Consider the following 17,096-nt stretch of genomic DNA (forward strand, 5'->3'; position numbering starts at 1 on the left):
TTCACCTCGCATGACTTCAGTGAAAGACGTTGCACAGCTAGCCGGCGTATCCCTGATGACGGTTTCTCGAGCGCTCAACAATCCGGAAAAATTGAGCCCCGAAACCTATCAACGGGTGCGTCGCGCCATTGACGAATTGCAATTCGTGCCGAGCCTATCGGCGCGAAGGATTCGCGGCGACAACCTTCAGACTCGAACCATCGGTGTGTTCGCGTTGGACACCGCGACAACACCGTTCGCCGTCGAGCTGCTGCTGTCCATCGAACAGACCGCGCAGCAAGCAGGCTGGAATGTATTTATCCTCAACCTGTTAAGCAACCCGCCCACCGACCAAAACATCGACCTGATGTTATCGCACCGTCCCGACGGGTTGATCTTCAGCGCCATGGGGTTGCGCCAGGTGTGCATTCCCGAGCGATTGAAGAGCACTCCCCTGGTCCTCGCCAATTGCCTGGCGGATGACAGTCGCCTGGTTAGTTATGTGCCCGACGACGAAATGGGGCAATATCGAGCCGTACATCACGCATTAAGTCAAGGCTATCGGCGCCCTCTGTTTATCAATCTTCCAAAGCAGAGCCTGGCCTGGGGTCTGCGACAAAGAGGCATGCAGCGTGCCTGTCAGGCATTCGGGCTGTTGCCTGACCCACTCCTGCAATATGACCTTTCCGACCATGACGCCTATGGTGAAACCGCAGCCATCCTCGACCGGCACATCATTGATAGTCGTCCCCAATTCGACATTCTGATCTGTGGCAACGACCGTATTGCTTTTTGTGCCTATCAGGTGTTGCTGGGCCGCGGGCTGAAAATTCCCAATGATGTCGCCGTGCTCGGCTATGACAATATGATCGGTATCGCTGAACTGTTCATCCCACCGCTGACAACGGTACAACTGCCGTACTACGAGATCGGTCGCAGGGCTGCCCGGCACCTGATCGGAGCCCTAGACGTATCAGGAGCCCAGCCAGTTGATTGTCCATTGGTTGCCAGGGCATCGATATAAAGGATTAGTTAATTCGGGGAAAACCGCGATCCATAATCCAGCCACCGGTGGCACGACAGGGGGCTGGCATTTTCTGTTGTATTTTGATCAAGAATCACCCGCCAAACAAACTACACCAATCAAAACGCCGCTCAAAGAGCGGCGTTCTTGTGCACGGAACGAGAAACGAGACTCACACCTGGTGTGGAGGCCTCAGGCATTTCAGTTCCAGGGACGGTCTCCATTCTCGTCCTTGATGCGGGTCGGCAGACCCATTACATCCAGTGCCTTGAGGAACGGCTCAGCCGGCAACTCCTCGACGTTGGCCATGCGCTCCACGTCCCACTCTCCACGCGCGACCAGCAGGGCGGCCGCCACCGGTGGTACGCCCGCGGTATAGGAAATACCCTGGCTGTCGGTTTCGGCGTAGGCTTGCTCGTGGTCCGCCACGTTGTAGATGAACACTTCGCGTGGCTGGCCATCCTTGGTGCCCTTGACCAGATCGCCAATGCAGGTCTTGCCGGTATAGCCGGGCGCCAGCGAGCTTGGATCAGGGAGCACGGCCTTGACCACTTTCAGCGGCACCACTTCCAGGCCTTCGGCGGTCTTGACCGGTTGCTCGGAGAGCAGGCCGAGGTTCCTGAGTACCGTGAACACATTGATGTAGTGCTCGCCAAAGCTCATCCAGAAACGCACATTGGGCACGTCGAGATTCTTCGACAGCGAGTGCACTTCATCGTGGCCGGTCAGGTACAGGTTCTGCGCCCCGACCACTGGCAGGTCGTCGGTGCGTTTGACTTCGAACATCGTGTTGCTGGTCCACTGGCTGTTCTGCCAGCTCCACACCTGTCCGGTGAACTCGCGGAAATTGATTTCCGGGTCGAAATTGGTGGCGAAATACTTGCCATGGGAACCCGCATTGACATCAAGAATGTCGATCGAATCAATGCGGTCGAAATACTGCTGCTGCGCCAACGCTGCATAGGCGTTGACCACACCCGGGTCGAAACCCACACCGAGGATGGCGGTGATGTTCTTCTGTTGGCATTCCTCGAGGTGCTTCCACTCGTAGTTGCCATACCAGGGCGGCGTCTCGCAGATTTTGCCTGGCTCCTCATGAATGGCGGTGTCCAGATAGGCCGCGCCGGTATCGATGCAGGCACGCAGCACCGACATGTTGAGGAAGGCGGAACCGACGTTGATGACGATCTGCGATTCGGTTTCGAGGATCAGCGCCTTGGTCGCTTCGACATCCAGGGCGTTCAGCGAGAAGGCCTGGATATCGGCGGGCACTTTGAGGCTGCCCTTGGCCTTGACGCTGTCGATGATGGCCTGGCATTTGGAGATGTTGCGCGACGCGATAGCAATACGACCGAGTTCATCGTTGTGCTGCGCGCACTTGTGGGCCACCACCTTGGCGACACCTCCTGCACCAATGATAAGTACGTTCTTCTTCAATTTTTCTATTTCTCCTTCTCTGCCAGCTTACGAAAGGCTGGACATGTAATCGTTGTAACCAAACTCACGAACCACCTCGACACTACCGTCGAGTTGTTTCACTACGATGGACGGCATTTTCAGCCCGTTGAACCAGTTCTTCTTGACCATGGTGTAACCCGCTGCGTCGACGAACGACAGCCGATCGCCGATGGCCAGCGGGCGATCAAATTGATACTCGCCGAAAATATCTCCGGCCAGGCAGGATTTGCCGCACACCATGTAGGTGTGTTCGCCCTCGCTGGGCGCCAGCTTGGCGTTCAGACGATAGATCAACAGATCGAGCATGTGCGCCTCGATGGAGCTGTCCACGACTGCCAGGTGCTTTCCATTGTAGAGGGTGTCGAGCACGGTGACTTCCAGCGACGCGCTCTGAGTGATGGCCGCTTCGCCCGGTTCCAGGTAGACCTGCACGCCGTATTTTTGCGAGAAGGCCTTGAGGCGAGCGCAGAATGCGTCCAGCGCGTAGCCTTCACCGGTGAAATGGATGCCGCCGCCGAGGCTGACCCACTCGACCTTGTGCAGCAGATGGCCAAAGCGCTCTTCAATGGCGCACAGCATCTGGTCGAACAAGCCGAAGTCGCTGTTCTCGCAGTTGTTGTGGAACATGAAGCCAGAGATCTGCTCGATGACCTGCTCGATCTTGGCCGGGTCCCACTCGCCCAGGCGGCTGAACGGGCGCGCCGGGTCGGCCAGCAGGTAATCCGAGCTGCTCACTTGCGGATTGACCCGCAGGCCGCGCACCTTGCCGGCTGATGCCTCGGTGTAGCGCTGCAGCTGGCTGATGGAGTTGAAGATGATCTTGTCGCAGTTGTCGAGCATCTCCTCGATCTCGTCGTCGGCCCAGGCCACGCTGTAGGCGTGGGTCTCGCCGGCGAACTTCTGTCGACCGAGCTTGAGCTCGTAGAGCGACGACGACGTGGTGCCGTCCATGTATTGCTGCATCAGGTCGAACACCGACCAGGTGGCGAAGCACTTGAGTGCCAGCAGGGCCTTGGCCCCGGACTGCTCGCGCACGTAGGCGATCTTCTGCATGTTCGCCAGCAGCTTTTGTTTGTCGATGAGGTAGTACGGTGTCTTGATCATTTCGAGGCCTCCGGCAAGGCCAGTCAAAAAAGGATGCGCATTGTGCCTTCACTGACTGCATATCGAAAGAGCAGAAAGCGCAGTTCGTGAAGTCATCCTGCACTGGAGAGGCCGGTTATTTCGGCGACCTGCAAGAGAACTCCCTGCGTACAGCCACCACCCTATCGTTTGGTAGCGATGGGTGTGGTGCATTTGATTGAGCTGGCACAGCTGAAGATGGACTCGGTGCTGGATGAGCAAGCGGTCAGCATCAGACGCTGACAACGTTCATTTGAGGGCGATTGCCTGACACCTGCTCAAACTGAGATAAGCAACCCAAGGTAATGTCCAACTCAGTTGAACCACAACCTCTAGACGTACCGGCACACCCACTCTGACGCTGCTAGGCTTACATTTCCCCTGAGGAAATATTGCCATGCCAACCGACTCTCAACTGCCTGACCTGCTCGAAAAACTGCATGAAAACCAGCTCGCGCTGGCTGACGCCATCGAGTCGATAGGGATGTGGATAGACCAGAGAGGGTCCACCGGCGTTTCCAGTCATGTTCTTGGAGCCATCGCCACGCTCGACTTGAACGCCGACACCATCAGAAAGGGAATCGAATCACTGAAGAAACCGTAAGATGGAAACGATCAACGCCAATGACAGGCTCCGCTTGGGAAGCGATTGAAGGTATGAACACTGAAGACCGAGCTCGGCATTGGTCCATCCACCTCATGAAAGGACTCCAAAGGTGCTGATCAGTATTGAAGAAGCGGACACAAACGCTGGCTGGCTTGTCGTGATGGACGCTTGGCGCGTCAAATTTCGTAGCTACGCGGAGGCCGAAGCCTTCGTGGAAAAGCTGAAAGATCGCATCAATGCGCCACACCCCTTGCCTATCAGCATTAACAGACCAGTAGCGGAGCCATCTTGAGGAGTCATCTCAACCCCCAACCAATACGTCATCATTTTGTAACCCATCGACAGCAATACTCACCTTACACATCGAACGTGTGCTCTTTTCCCTGCTGCCATCTAAGGCAGCTTTTTTTTGCCTGATCGTTTTGGCAGTCGCTGCGCCAGGTCTACCAATTGAGTGTCGGCTTTCTCCAGGGCGGTGGTCGCGGAAGACAACCAGGTCTGCTCCAGCGGCTGCAGGTCGGTTTCGACCAAAGCCTTTTGGCACCACTGATAGTGGTCATGCCAGGAGCCCAATGCTGATTGCAGCTCCTTGAGTGATAGCGCGGCATCCCTCGACAAGGGAGATAGCTCGGGGAATGCTTCGGTCAGATAACGGGTTCGTTTGACCAGTATTCTCAATTGGTGTCGATCAAACTGAACGTCATCCACGGCAGCATGTAATCGATCGATCTGTTTTCTCAGCGTTTTCTTGATTTGAGGCTGAATATGCTTCAGCTCGCCTTTGACCTCAGCCAAACGAAAGCCCGACGGCCAATCATCCAGTTGAATCAGTAGGTTTTTGAAGGCCGAGCCGTTAACGATGTCGTCATAGCTGGAGCCCAATCGAGACGATCTGGGTTTCACCAGCTTCGCGAATCCTCTCTCCTCAAGCTCCTGAATCATCACCTCCAGGTCGCGGGTCGGCGTCGTCTGCCTTCCAAACTCTGCCGCAGCCTCGCTCAAAGCGACAACCACATTCATTGACCGAAATGGCCTCAACAAGCTCCTGATACGTCTGACGGCCACCCTCAGATCGTGCAAAGCTTCGCGGTCGGTACGGGATTCCAAGCGAGCATGCGCGTGATACACCGCGACCTGAAGGGTCAATATCTCAACCACGAACGTGTCTACAAATGACATTTCGCGACTTCTCATTGAGAGGTTATACGATGAGGTTAGCAGAGGCCTGAAGCCCTACCCGCACCTGCACATCGATCAAAATGTGCTTTCCGGTTCGATTGTATCTCTTCAAAATCAAAACCTTACCCACAAAAACAACACATCCAGAGCGCCTTGCACTATCGGCAAGGGAGATGGCCACAACGCGTGCTCACGAATAGCCTACAATCAGATTTCAGTTTTATGTCAGCAGGTGACCGGCTCCTTTCGCTCCGAGCCCTGATCAATTTCAAGATCACCTGACCCAAATGGAATCGTGACGTTACCGCCCCCAAGGATGTAGCTATGCATTCAACGCTAGACGTAGTTCGCGCTCAAATGCAGGCGGCTGAGCCGGTATTGAAGCAGCTCGACGTGGAACTGGAGGCCATCTGCTTTGATCCCTCTGTCCCTTCGAGCGTCGACACAGCCACCGAGAGGGTCGCTGCAATCATCGATACGCTTCTGGTGGGATTTAAGGCCAATCCGATACTCGGTCCGCTGGCCGACCAACTGAAATCTCAATATCTCGACGCGATTCAACACCAGGTTGCTGCAGCTCAAGGAGGGTGAAATGACAGCCCCCAGCGTTGTTGTAGGGCCTGCTTGGCTTTAGAGAAACGCCACTAATCTGATATCACCCACCTGACTTATTTTTGTCACACAAGCCCCGTAGCTTTCCCTCGCCAACACGCTGGAGGGGGGGCTTATGAACGCAGAATGCCGGAAAAAAATTCGCCGTTTAACTGCGAACACAGGCTCACGGAAGAGAATGATCGGTGCATCACGGAGGAATCAAATGCCGGTGGTGCAAACGGCTGAGTACAGAGGTGCGCTATTGCAGCGATATCCAGTAGGGCTGATAGACGATGCTGAGCTCGAAGCATTGCTGAAAAGCTGGCCCTGTCGTGCCAGCGCGTAGCGAAACCTAGCGTAGACCTATTGCCAGTCTTAAGGTGACCGCGCGCGATGGGGGCTGATCACCCTAGTTGAAACGCTCAAGGATAGCGGCCAGCCGTATCGTCGACTGGGACGATCAGGCGATAGATGATCAGGGCAGAGGCTGCAGGTTGGTTTTGACGGTAGTGACCACACGGTTACGGCCTTGGTGTTTCGCGTCATATAGGCGTTGATCGGCTACACGCAGAATCTCCTCAATGGAGTCCCCGTCGCGTCCAGATTGCGATACGCCGATGCTCACTGTGACCCCGGTTATCCGCTGCTGGCTGAAATTGAAAGAAGTAGTGGCAACGGCGCTTCGCAGACGCTCGGCGATTACCCGCGCGCCTTCGAGTGAAGTCTGGGGCAGCAGTATCATGAACTCTTCCCCACCCACTCGAGCTACGCCGTCATACGGCCGGATCGAATCGAGACATTCCTGCACGAACCTCTTCAGGATGTCATCGCCAACCTGATGCCCGTAGCGATCATTGATGGACTTGAAATTGTCCAGGTCGAGCGCCAACACGGAGAACGGAGCGCCGCCACGCTTGACCCGATCAATTTCGGCATCGACCCGCGCCATGAAACGACGCCGATTATCAGCGCCTGTCAGTGGATCGGTCGCCGCAAGGTGGTCGAGCTCCTGATTGGTTCGCTGGAGTTCTTTCAGGGCACTTTCCGCGTATGCCATCGACTCGGCAAGACGCACCATCAGTTCCCCTTGACTGTAAATCTTCGAGAACGACCGAGTGCTGAGGAACGCTTGCGCTACCCCATAGCTCAACAAGAAGAATCCGGCGGCGAAGATCGCATGGGCGAGCCACCACATATGGTTCCAAGGGCGCGCCAGGATGAATGCAAGGGATGACAACGCGAACGCGGTGACCGAGATGGCAAAAATGACCATCAGTGGTGAACGGAAACGGCGCAACAGGACCACTGCCACATTCAATGTGGAAAGAACGAGGGCACCACCTTCCAGCGAGAGGCGTACTGCAGGATGGCCGGCGACCTGCGAGTTCGCAACGAATGCCACTGCCAGGTCAACCAGCAGGAACAGCCCGATCCAGGTCAACCACGGGCGGGGCTTCGTGCGTTGGTCCGCGGCATCAGGTGGTTGATGGTACGACAGCATGCCGACTAACAGCAGAATCGCCATGACCAGTCGAGAGGCCGGTCCGTAAAGCAGGAAAAGCCAGATATGGGAATGGGCGAGCCCGGTGAACGCGCCATGCAAGGCATAGATCATCACAAAACCGAGAAACCCCAATGTCATCCACCGCAGCAGCGGATCTCCCGATGACTGGTAGCAGCACCAGGTGACGTAAGTAACAAACAAACCCTCCAGGGTGGCGGCCGTGATCGCGATGATATGGAACGTGTGGTCCTCGAATAAAAGGGTCGGGTCCTGAAAGAAATACAAGTAGCCAACCAGATAGGCCGGAACAAACGCAAACCCTGCCAGCAGCAGGCAGGTATAAAATTTAATTATGAGATGGATAGCCTCAGGCGGCTCGCCGGTAGCGACAGAATTATCCATAACCCCCTCACGCAAATCCATTTTGTCCGCTCCGATCCGGTGCCCACTCCAGAATCACCGACATGCCAGCGCCCCCCCCCACATCATCATGCAAACATCTGGCGATTTGATATTTTGCCATTGTAGACCACCCACCACTTTCCGCTGCTGAAGTCGAAAAAACGCATATGAAAAATTAACCGACAACGAATATCTCGCTCTCCCACACCCGGATCCTGCTGGTCGCCCGTACCATGGAAGGTGGCGGCTCCATAACGGCTTTCACGCCTGAAGGCCATTCGGTTCAACAGGTTGGCTTGAGCCCAGCCTGGAAAAACCAGGTACAGTTCAATTCTCCGAGACGTTTCCACTCATCGATTGGCCTTTAGGGAAGTCACGATGCAAATCAATAACGCCGGCCTTGTTCTCCTACACAGTTTTTTCAATCCACTGTTCTCACGTCTTGACCTGCTGACCGAAGCCGGTGCGTTCGTTAGCAATAACGCACAACACCGAGCCGTGCATGTCCTGCAGTTTCTTGTTACGGGACAAACCGAAACGCTCGATCAACACCTGACGCTCAATAAACTGCTCTGCGGTCTACCTCCAGACCAGCCCCTTGAGTCAACGTCTGACATCACCGATGCCGAGCACGAGACCTGCTTCGAGCTGTTGAGTATGATCATCGATAATAGGCCAGCGATCGGCGCGATGAGCATCGACGGTTTCAGGGGCAACTGGCTGGTGAGGGACGGGTTGTTGGCGAACGCCAATGATCGATGGGAAATGACAGTAAAGCCGCGCCCTTACGACGTCCTATTGGCGCACTCGCCCTTCAGTTTCTCGGTTATCAGGCACAGCTGGATGGACAAGCCTCTGTTCGTCACCTGGAAACCATAACGGCTGCGGTCAGTTCGAATGTCCACGGCGGCATAGTCTTCGATCTACGCTTTCCGATCATCAGCCGTCCCCCTGCTCCCTTAACAACCTCCCTACACTTTCTCTATTGAGCCGTGCTTGGCCGGCGACCTAAACTCACCGGCCCTCACACGAGAACCCCCTCATGACCTCACCTGCCTCCCCCGCAGCCAAGTCGGACCACCGCTGGCTCGCCTTGATCGTCCTGTGCCTCGGGGAGTTGATGATCGTGCTCGACACCACCATCGTTAACGTCGCGCTGCCGTCGATCCAGACCGACCTGCACTTCACGCAAACTTCCCTCGCCTGGGTGGTGAACGCCTATATGCTGACCTTCGGCGGCTTCCTGCTGCTGGGTGGTCGCCTGGGCGATCTCTACGGGCATCGACGCCTGTTCCTGCTTGGCATCGGTTTCTTCACCCTCGCCTCGCTGGCCTGCGGCCTGGCCCATAACCAGGAGATGCTGATCTGGGCCCGGGCCCTTCAAGGCCTCGCCGCCGCCGTGGTGAGCGCCGTGGCCCTGTCACTGATCATGGACCTGTTCAGCGAACCGGCCGACCGGGCCAAGGCCATGGGCGTCTACGGTTTCGTCTGCGCCGGCGGCGGCAGCCTGGGCGCCCTGCTCGGCGGCGTGCTCACCAGCACCTTGAGCTGGCACTGGATCTTCCTGGTCAACCTGCCGATCGGCGTGGCGGTGATCGCACTGTCCCTGCGCCTGCTCTCGAAAACCCTCAACCAGCATCTGTCCCGCGACCTGGACGTGGCCGGTGCGGTCACTGTGACCGTCTCGCTGATGCTGGCGGTCTACGCCATCGTCAATGGCAACGAGATGGGCTGGGGCTCGCTGCACACCGTCATGCTATTGCTGATTGCCGTCGGCCTGTTACTGCTCTTCCTGATGATCGAGACCCGGGTGAAAACCCCGCTGATGCCCTTGCGCCTGTTCCGCCTGCGCAACCTGGCCATCGCCAATATCGTCGGCGTGCTCTGGGCGGCCGCGATGTTCGCCTGGTTCTTCCTGTCGGCGCTGTACATGCAGTTGGTGCTGGGCTACACGCCCTGGGAGGTGGGGCTCGCATTCCTGCCCGCCAACCTGATCATGGCGGTGTTCTCACTGGGGATCTCGGCCAAGCTGGTGATGCGTTTCGGCATTCGCCTGCCGCTGGCCGCCGGCCTGGCCCTGGCGACCCTCGGGCTGTTGCTGTTCGCCCAGGCGCCGGTCGACGGCCACTTCCTGCGCAACGTTCTCCCGGGCATGCTGTTGCTGGGCCTGGGCGCGGGCATTGCGTTCAATCCACTGCTGCTGGCAGCGATGAACGATGTCGCGCCGTCCGAGTCGGGGCTGGCCTCGGGCATGGTCAATACCGCCTTCATGATGGGCGGCGCACTGGGGCTGGCGGCGCTGGCGAGTCTGGCGGCGGCGCGCACCGAACTGCACCTGGTGGCGGGCGTGCCGGCACTGTCGGCGCTCAACGACGGGTATCAGGTCGCCTTCCTGGTGGGGGCGGTGTTTTCCGCATTGGGCGCCGGCCTGGCCGCGGTGATGATGCGCGACAAGACCGGTGAAAGCCTGGGGGGTGTCGAGGCCTAGGGCCTAGCTCGCGACCGGCTGTTTGAGGCGACCTATATCGGCCATGAACCTTTCCGCCGGCAAGGGGTGCCCCAGCAAGTAGCCCTGCAGGGAGTCGCACCCCAGACGGGTGAGAAAGGTCTGTTGCATGTCGGTCTCCACCCCTTCGGCGACGATCCGCAGCCCCAGCGCCTGCCCCAGCGCGACAATCGCCGAGACGATCGCGGCATCGTCGGTGTCATGCTCCAGGTCGCGGACAAAACCCCGGTCGATCTTCAGCTCGTTGGCCGGAAGACGCTTGAGGTACATCAGGCTCGAATAACCGGTGCCGAAATCGTCGATGGACAGGTCCACCCCCATGTCCGAGAGTTTCTGCAACACCGCCATGCTTGCATCGGCGTCACTCATGGCCGTGGTTTCGGTAATCTCCAGGGTCAGGCTGTTGGCCGGCAACTGGTGCCGGGCCAGGGCGCCGGCCACGCTGTCGACCAGGCCCGCATGGCAAAACTGCAGGGCCGAGAGATTCACCGCGATACGCCAGTGCTGGTAGCCCTGCTCATACCACAGGCGCATTTGCCGGCACGCCTCGTCCAGTACCCAATCGCCGATGGCGATGATCAGGCCGGTCTTTTCCGCCAGGGCGATGAACTTGTCCGGCAGCAACAGCCCTTCCTCGGGGTGCTCCCAGCGCAGCAGTGCCTCGGCACCGACCGGCGTGCCCTTGAGGGCGTCGAACTTGGGTTGGTAATAAAGACGGAACTGCCGCTGTTCCAAGGCCTGGCGCAGGTCCTGCAACAACTGCAACTGCTTGCGCGCGTTGCTGTTCATCGAGGCATCGAAGAAACTGTGACCGTTCTTGCCGGAGCCCTTGGCGTGATACATCGCCGCGTCGGCGTTCATCAACAGCTCCTCGGCGGTCTGGCCGTTACCCGGGTACAGCACGATACCGAGGCTGGCGGAGATCTGCAGCTCGTGTTCGGCCAGCCGGAACGGCCGGGAGATCAGGCCGACCTGACGCGACGCCACTTGCAGCGCATCGTCCGGCTCGGCCAGTTGCACCAGCAACACGAACTCATCACCGCCGATACGTGCCAGGGTGTCCTGGCTGCGCAAGCCGTCACGCAGGCGCAGGGCGACCTCACGCAGCAATTGATCGCCCATGTGGTGGCCGAACGCGTCGTTGACCGGCTTGAAACCATCCAGATCGATGAACATCAGCGCGAAGCAGCCACCTTCGGCCATGACCTTGTGCATCGCCTGGTCGATCCGGTCCGCCAACAGCACCCGGTTCGGCAAGCCGGTCAGGGTGTCATGCAGCGCCAGATGGGTGAGCTCCCGGTTCGCCTGGCTCAGCGAGTCGGCGAGCATGGCGGTCCGCGCTTCGAGCCGCGCATCGAGCATTGAGATCAACAGCGCGATGGACAGCACCGCCAGGCTGGTCACCAGCACCAGGCTGTCCAGCCCCTTGCCGGAGAGGCCGCTGCCCGCCGCCCCGCAAAAGCTGCCCTGGGCAAAATTGGCCGCGGCCATGCCGGTGTAGTGCATGCCGACAATCGCCAGGCCCATGATCACCGCCGCCCCACTACGGGCCAGGCGGACATAGGGGGTATTACGCCGTAGCCGAAAAGCGATCCACAAGGCCGCCGCGGAAGCGACCACGGCAATCGCCAGCGAGGCGCCGAACAGGGTGGGGTCGTAGTCGATGCCGGGCTGCATCTTCAGCGCCGCCATCCCGCAGTAATGCATGGCGCTGATACCGGCACCCATGACCAGGGCACCGAATGCCAACTGCAGCGCTGGCAGGCGGGGCTGGCTGACCAGCCAGAGGGCAAAGCCGCTGGAAAGAATCGCGATCAGCAGCGACAGCAGCGTGAGTGGCCCGTCGTAGCCCAGCTCGATGGGCAGCCTGAACGCCAGCATCCCGATAAAGTGCATGGACCATATGCCCACGCCCATCGCCAGGGCACCGCCGGCCATCCACAGATGAACCGCCCAACCGCGCGCCGTGGCAATGCGCCCGGTCAGGTCCAATGCGGTATAAGAGGCGAGGATCGCCACACAAAGAGAAATAAAGACCAGCGCGAGGGAGTAGCTACCAATAAGCATGACAAATCTCTAAGACATCGAACCGGACGCCCCCCAGGCTCGATGAAAAAAACCACGGATTGTACCTGCTTCCTCATGAAGCGCACGGTGAAATATTGGCCACTTGCCATTATTCAGCATGGCTTGCCTGCCGTACAGATCGGGGGCCCGGAAAGACCGACCAACGGCAGGATTTATTCGTTACGCGCCAGCCTGACTTGAGGACGGATCAGGGCTCATCCCTGGGAAACTCACGCTTGACCCGCTCGATGTAGCGCGCCACCGCCGGGGCCTTTTCGAAGCGCCGATGGATCAACGACAGCCAGGAACTCGCCTCGCAGTCGTGGATCGGTCGATACAGCACATTGGGCAGGTGCACATGCCCGACCACCGACTCGGGCACCACCGCCACCCCCTGGCCGAGGGACACCGCCGCGATCACCGCCACCAACCCGCCGGGCTGTGGTCCCAGCTTCGGCGCATAACCGCCCTGGGCGGCCACCTGCAAGGTGCCGCTGATCTGCTCCGGGAGAATGAAGGTCTCGTTCTGCAAGTGTTCGGCGCCGATCCGTTTCAGGCGACACAACCAGGCATCGTCCGCCACGGCCAATACAAACCCCTCGGCATTCAGGCGCACCGCGTCCACGCCCTCGGGCAAGGACATGGGCGAACGCACATAACCGATATCGAAACGCCCCTCGGCGATCAGTCCCGGCAACACCGCCATCGGGCTCTCCCGCACGGTGAGGCTGACCTCGGCGAACTCACGGCTGAAGGCCTTGACCTGGCGCTGCAACACACCGGAGTACACCGCCGACGCCACATAACCGAGTTCGATATGCCCCACTTCACCGCGCCCGGCCCGTTGCGCATTGCGCTGGGCGAACTCGAACTGGCGCACCGTCGCCTCGGCTTCCGGCAGCAACGCCGCGCCGGCTTCGGTGAGGCTGACCTCGCGTTGCCCGCGCAGGAACAGCCGGGTGCCGAGGGCGGCCTCCATGTCCTGGATCTGTCGGCTCAGGGTTGGCGGCGCGATATCCAGTTGCTCAGCCGCACGGGTGAAGTTGCGTTGCCGGGCCACCGCCAGGAAATAGCGGAAATGACGGATCTCCATAGGCGTATTAGCTCAAAGGTAATGAAGTGCCGAAGCCCACCTAACAAAACCGCGCAAGGCCCACGATAAGCTGCTTCCATCGTCACAGTAGAGAGCTTGTACCATGCGCGTCAAATCCTTGATCCCCTTATCTTGTGCTTGCCTGGACCTGACGCGGGTGGCCGCGGCCGACTCGTCACCTGCCATTGCCCACCAGGCAATCCATGACCCGGATCTGCCCCGCACACGAGTCAAGGCCGCCATCTCCACGCTGGCGCCGCAGGTCCGAGCATGAGCCAGGTCAGCCCACGACTGACGCTGCTGACCGCCTCCGGCGTCTGCTCGCTGATCGTCCTCGACACCAATATCGTCGCCGTCACCCTGCCGAGCATTGCCCGCGACCTGGGGGCCAACTTCGCCGATATCGAATGGGTCGTCAGTGCCTACATGCTGGCCTTCGCCGCCCTGCTGCTGCCGGCCGGCAGCATCGCCGACCGCTTCGGCCGGCGCAGGACCCTGCTCTGCGGCCTGACCCTGTTCATCCTCGCCTCATTGGGCTGCGGCGCGGCACCCGACAGCCTGTTCCTCGATATCGCCCGCGCCATCAAGGGCGTCGGCGCCGCGCTTCTGCTGACCTCCGCCCTCGCCTCCATCGGCCACACCTTTCATGACGAGACCGAACGGGCCAAGGCCTGGGCCTTCTGGGGTGCCTGCATGGGCGTGGCCATGACCGCCGCGCCCACGGTCGGCGGACTGATCACCCAGTACCTGGGCTGGCGCTGGATCTTCTACCTCAACCTGCCCGTGGGACTGGCACTGATGGCGATGGTCCGCCACGCCGTGCCGGAATCCCGGGACAGCCAGGCGGCCCGCCTGGATCCCTGGGGCAGCCTGGCCTTCAGTGGTGCGCTGCTGTGCCTGATCTGGGGCTTGATCGAGGCCAACCGCATCGGCTGGAACAACCCGCTGACCTACGCCCGGCTACTGGGGGGCGCGGCACTGCTGGGCCTGTTCGTGTGGGTCGAACAGTTGCAGAAACGGCCGATGGTGGATCTGCAACTGTTTCGCCATCCGCGCTTTATCGGCGCCCTGCTGGGAATGTTCGCCTATGCCGGCTGTGCCCAGGTGATGATGACCCTGCTGCCGTTCTACCTGCAGAACGGCCTGGGGTTTTCCGCCGTGGCTTCGGGCCTGGGCATGCTGCCGTTCGCCCTGGCCATGCTGATCTGCCCGCGCATCGGTATCCGACTGGCCTCGCGCTTCGCCCCGGCGACGATGATGGCGGGCGGCCTGACCCTGGTCGGTTGCGGCAACCTGCTCAGTGCCTGGGCGGTCGGCAGCGGTACCTACCTGCCGTTCGCCCTGGCGATTACCGTGACCGGCGCCGGCGCCGGGCTGCTCAACGGCGACACCCAGAAGAACATCATGGCCTGCGTGCCCCGGGAACGGTCCGGCATGGCCTCGGGCATGAGCACCACCATGCGCTTCAGCGCGATCATGTTGAGCATCGGTGTGTTTGGTGCCTTGCTGGCCAGCCATACCCAGCAATTGCTCCACGCCAGCCTCGCCGCACAGGCCGCGCCCTGGCTCGACCAGGCCCGGGCGATTGCCTCGCGGGTCGTCGCCGGGGACATGCCGGCGGCCATGGCAGGGCTGCCGGAGTCCGCGCGCCAGGTGGTCCAGCCCCTGGCCCGCGCGGCCTTCATCGGCGGCTTCGGCACGGTGCTCTGGGTGGCGGGTTTGCTGGCGTTGTCAGGGGCATTGGCGGTGGGCAGTCTGATGCGCCACCCCCTCCCCGTCACCCGCTCCTATTCACTGGCCCATGAATAGAACCGAGACGCGGCTACAAGGGCGGACGTGACGACGTGGACTGCAGCGATGCCAATACCCGCTCGGTATTTTCCGTGCAACTGGTCCCCTCAGGCCGGTTGCGGATGCTGTTGACGATCCCCAGCAACTGCAACTTGCTATGGGCCAGGCGCGCCTGCATGGCTTCGATCTGGTCGATCTTGCGCTCCAGGCTGTCGACCATGACCTCATGATCCAGGCTCTCCGCCTCGGCCCCCGGCACCAACGCCCGCAGTTCCTCAAGGCTGAAACCCGCCTGCTGCGCACACTGGATGATCGACAACGTCTGCAACACCTCGGCCGGGTACTCACGGTAGCCATTGGCCTGGCGCTGTACCTTGCGAATCAACCCCTGGGCTTCGTAGAACCTGATCTTCGACGCCGCCAGGCCGCTGCGCAGGGCCAGTTCACCGATTTTCATAAGGGGCCTCGAATGGACGCTTGACATTAAAGTTAGGTTTAAGCTTAGCCTGAACTCCCCACCACCCCGGAGTCAAGCATGTCACCCTTTCAAGCACTGCTCTTGCCCAATGGCGTTCAGGTCCCGAACCGTATCGCCAAGGCCGCCATGGAAGAGAACATGGCCGACCTGGATAACACGCCCTCCGCTCACCTGCTGGAACTCTACCGTGCCTGGGCCGACGGCGAACCCGGGCTGCTGCTGACCGGCAACGTGATGATCGACCGCCGCGCCATGACCGGACCTGGCGGCGTGGTGCTGGAAGACGATCGTCACCTGGAGAAATTCCGCCAGTGGGCCGCCATCGGCCGCGCCAAGGGTGCGCAGTTCTGGATGCAGATCAACCATCCCGGGCGCCAGACCATGGCCAATCTGGGCCAGATCGCCTGGGCACCGTCCGCGGTAGCGCTGGACCTGGGCGGGTTCTCGAAAATGTTCGCCGAGCCGCGGCCCATGAGCGAAGGCGATATCGCAGAGGTGATCGGGCGCTTCGCCAACAGCGCCCGTCTCGCCGAGCAGGCAGGTTTCACTGGCGTGCAGATCCATGCGGCCCACGGTTACCTGCTCAGCCAGTTCCTCTCGCCGCTGAGCAACCGACGTACCGACCAGTGGGGCGGCTCGCTGGAAAATCGCGCACGGCTGTTGCTGTCGGTGGTCAAGGCGGTCCGGGCCGTTGTTTCAGCGGACTTCTGCGTGGCGGTCAAACTCAACTCCGCGGACTTCCAGCGCGGCGGCTTCGATGCGGACGATGCCCGCCAGGTGATCGAATGGCTCAATGCCTTGCCGGTGGACCTGGTCGAACTCTCGGGCGGCAGCTACGAGGCACCGGCCATGCAGGGCGAAGCGCGGGATGGTCGCACCCTGGCACGGGAAGCCTATTTCATGGAGATGGCCCGTGAGCTGGCGAAGGTGGCGATGATGCCGGTGATGGTCACCGGCGGCATTCGGCGCCTGCCCATCGTCGAGCAGGTGCTGGACAGCGGCATCGCCATGGCCGGTATCGGTACCGCGCTGGCCGTGGAACCGCACCTGCCCCGGCATTGGCGCGAAGGCCGCGACAGCCATCCGCAATTGCCGCCGATCCACTGGAAGAAAAAGCCGCTGGCATCGCTGGCAAGCATGGCGGTGGTCAAGTACCAGTTGAAGCGCCTGAGCAAGGGCCGGCGCCCCCACCCCGAGGTCTCGGCGGTGTGGGCGCTGGTGCTGGATCGGTTGTTTATCGGTCGACGGACGAAGCAGTACCGCACGGCGATGAAGAACCTGGGCGCCTGACC

At 60.2% G+C, this 17,096-nt stretch carries 15 protein-coding genes; 8 read left to right on the plus strand and 7 right to left on the minus strand.

The genetic code is table 11. From position 1 onward, the window contains the following. The first annotated feature begins 10 nt into the window (after nt 1–10). Nucleotides 11–1,003: a LacI family DNA-binding transcriptional regulator gene (locus UCMB321_RS15445; protein WP_040068284.1), complete on the plus strand. Its 993-nt coding sequence runs from the start codon at nt 11–13 to the stop codon at nt 1,001–1,003. A gap of 201 nt (nt 1,004–1,204) precedes the next feature. Here UCMB321_RS15445 and UCMB321_RS15450 read toward each other — a convergent pair whose 3' ends face one another. Further along, on the minus strand, nt 1,205–2,440 hold the full coding sequence (locus UCMB321_RS15450) for a saccharopine dehydrogenase family protein (protein ID WP_040068286.1): 1,236 nt from the start codon (nt 2,438–2,440) through the stop codon (nt 1,205–1,207). 27 nt (nt 2,441–2,467) lie between these two features. Further along, nucleotides 2,468–3,565: a carboxynorspermidine decarboxylase gene (nspC, locus tag UCMB321_RS15455; RefSeq protein WP_040068289.1), complete on the minus strand. Its 1,098-nt coding sequence runs from the start codon at nt 3,563–3,565 to the stop codon at nt 2,468–2,470. A gap of 415 nt (nt 3,566–3,980) precedes the next feature. Between nspC and UCMB321_RS15460 the strand changes: the two genes are divergently transcribed. Both UCMB321_RS15460 and UCMB321_RS15465 read left to right on the plus strand, forming a co-directional pair. Further along, entirely contained in the window at nt 3,981–4,187 is a 207-nt protein-coding gene (locus tag UCMB321_RS15460; RefSeq protein ID WP_040068291.1) for a hypothetical protein, read from the plus strand. A 112-nt stretch (nt 4,188–4,299) separates the two neighbouring features. Continuing rightward, complete coding sequence (locus tag UCMB321_RS15465; RefSeq protein ID WP_040068293.1) at nt 4,300–4,482, plus strand: hypothetical protein; 183 nt, start codon at nt 4,300–4,302, stop codon at nt 4,480–4,482. Between the two features lie 101 nt (nt 4,483–4,583). Here UCMB321_RS15465 and UCMB321_RS15470 read toward each other — a convergent pair whose 3' ends face one another. After that, nucleotides 4,584–5,369 (minus strand): CHAD domain-containing protein, encoded by a 786-nt coding sequence (locus UCMB321_RS15470; protein WP_040068295.1) that lies wholly within the window; start codon nt 5,367–5,369, stop codon nt 4,584–4,586. Between the two features lie 324 nt (nt 5,370–5,693). On the opposite strand from UCMB321_RS15470, the gene UCMB321_RS15475 reads away from it, so the two are divergent. Further along, complete coding sequence (locus tag UCMB321_RS15475; RefSeq protein ID WP_040068298.1) at nt 5,694–5,960, plus strand: hypothetical protein; 267 nt, start codon at nt 5,694–5,696, stop codon at nt 5,958–5,960. 478 nt (nt 5,961–6,438) lie between these two features. Here UCMB321_RS15475 and UCMB321_RS15480 read toward each other — a convergent pair whose 3' ends face one another. Continuing rightward, nucleotides 6,439–7,869, minus strand: coding sequence for a diguanylate cyclase (locus UCMB321_RS15480; protein WP_040068482.1), 1,431 nt, complete (start codon nt 7,867–7,869; stop codon nt 6,439–6,441). Nucleotides 7,870–8,247: 378 nt separating this feature from the next. On the opposite strand from UCMB321_RS15480, the gene UCMB321_RS15485 reads away from it, so the two are divergent. Together UCMB321_RS15485 and UCMB321_RS15490 are read left to right on the plus strand one after the other, a co-directional pair. After that, on the plus strand, nt 8,248–8,748 hold the full coding sequence (locus UCMB321_RS15485; RefSeq protein WP_040068300.1) for a contractile injection system tape measure protein: 501 nt from the start codon (nt 8,248–8,250) through the stop codon (nt 8,746–8,748). A gap of 163 nt (nt 8,749–8,911) precedes the next feature. After that, the gene (locus tag UCMB321_RS15490) at nt 8,912–10,357 is read left to right on the plus strand and encodes a DHA2 family efflux MFS transporter permease subunit (RefSeq protein WP_040068302.1); all 1,446 of its coding nucleotides are present in this window, start codon (nt 8,912–8,914) and stop codon (nt 10,355–10,357) included. Between the two features lie 3 nt (nt 10,358–10,360). Here UCMB321_RS15490 and UCMB321_RS15495 read toward each other — a convergent pair whose 3' ends face one another. Both UCMB321_RS15495 and UCMB321_RS15500 read right to left on the minus strand, forming a co-directional pair. After that, nucleotides 10,361–12,442, minus strand: coding sequence for a putative bifunctional diguanylate cyclase/phosphodiesterase (locus tag UCMB321_RS15495; RefSeq protein WP_040068305.1), 2,082 nt, complete (start codon nt 12,440–12,442; stop codon nt 10,361–10,363). A gap of 208 nt (nt 12,443–12,650) precedes the next feature. Next, a complete protein-coding gene (locus UCMB321_RS15500) occupies nt 12,651–13,535 on the minus strand; it encodes a LysR family transcriptional regulator (RefSeq protein WP_040068307.1) in 885 nt (294 codons plus the stop codon). 270 nt (nt 13,536–13,805) lie between these two features. On the opposite strand from UCMB321_RS15500, the gene UCMB321_RS15505 reads away from it, so the two are divergent. Further along, on the plus strand, nt 13,806–15,344 hold the full coding sequence (locus UCMB321_RS15505) for an MFS transporter (RefSeq protein WP_040068309.1): 1,539 nt from the start codon (nt 13,806–13,808) through the stop codon (nt 15,342–15,344). A gap of 13 nt (nt 15,345–15,357) precedes the next feature. Here UCMB321_RS15505 and UCMB321_RS15510 read toward each other — a convergent pair whose 3' ends face one another. Beyond that, entirely contained in the window at nt 15,358–15,783 is a 426-nt protein-coding gene (locus UCMB321_RS15510) for a MerR family transcriptional regulator (protein ID WP_040068310.1), read from the minus strand. A gap of 78 nt (nt 15,784–15,861) precedes the next feature. On the opposite strand from UCMB321_RS15510, the gene UCMB321_RS15515 reads away from it, so the two are divergent. Beyond that, nucleotides 15,862–17,094: an NADH:flavin oxidoreductase/NADH oxidase family protein gene (locus UCMB321_RS15515; RefSeq protein ID WP_040068311.1), complete on the plus strand. Its 1,233-nt coding sequence runs from the start codon at nt 15,862–15,864 to the stop codon at nt 17,092–17,094. Nucleotides 17,095–17,096 lie beyond the last annotated feature (2 nt).

Origin of the sequence: Pseudomonas batumici, assembly GCF_000820515.1 — a bacterium.
GTDB lineage: Bacteria > Pseudomonadota > Gammaproteobacteria > Pseudomonadales > Pseudomonadaceae > Aquipseudomonas > Aquipseudomonas batumici.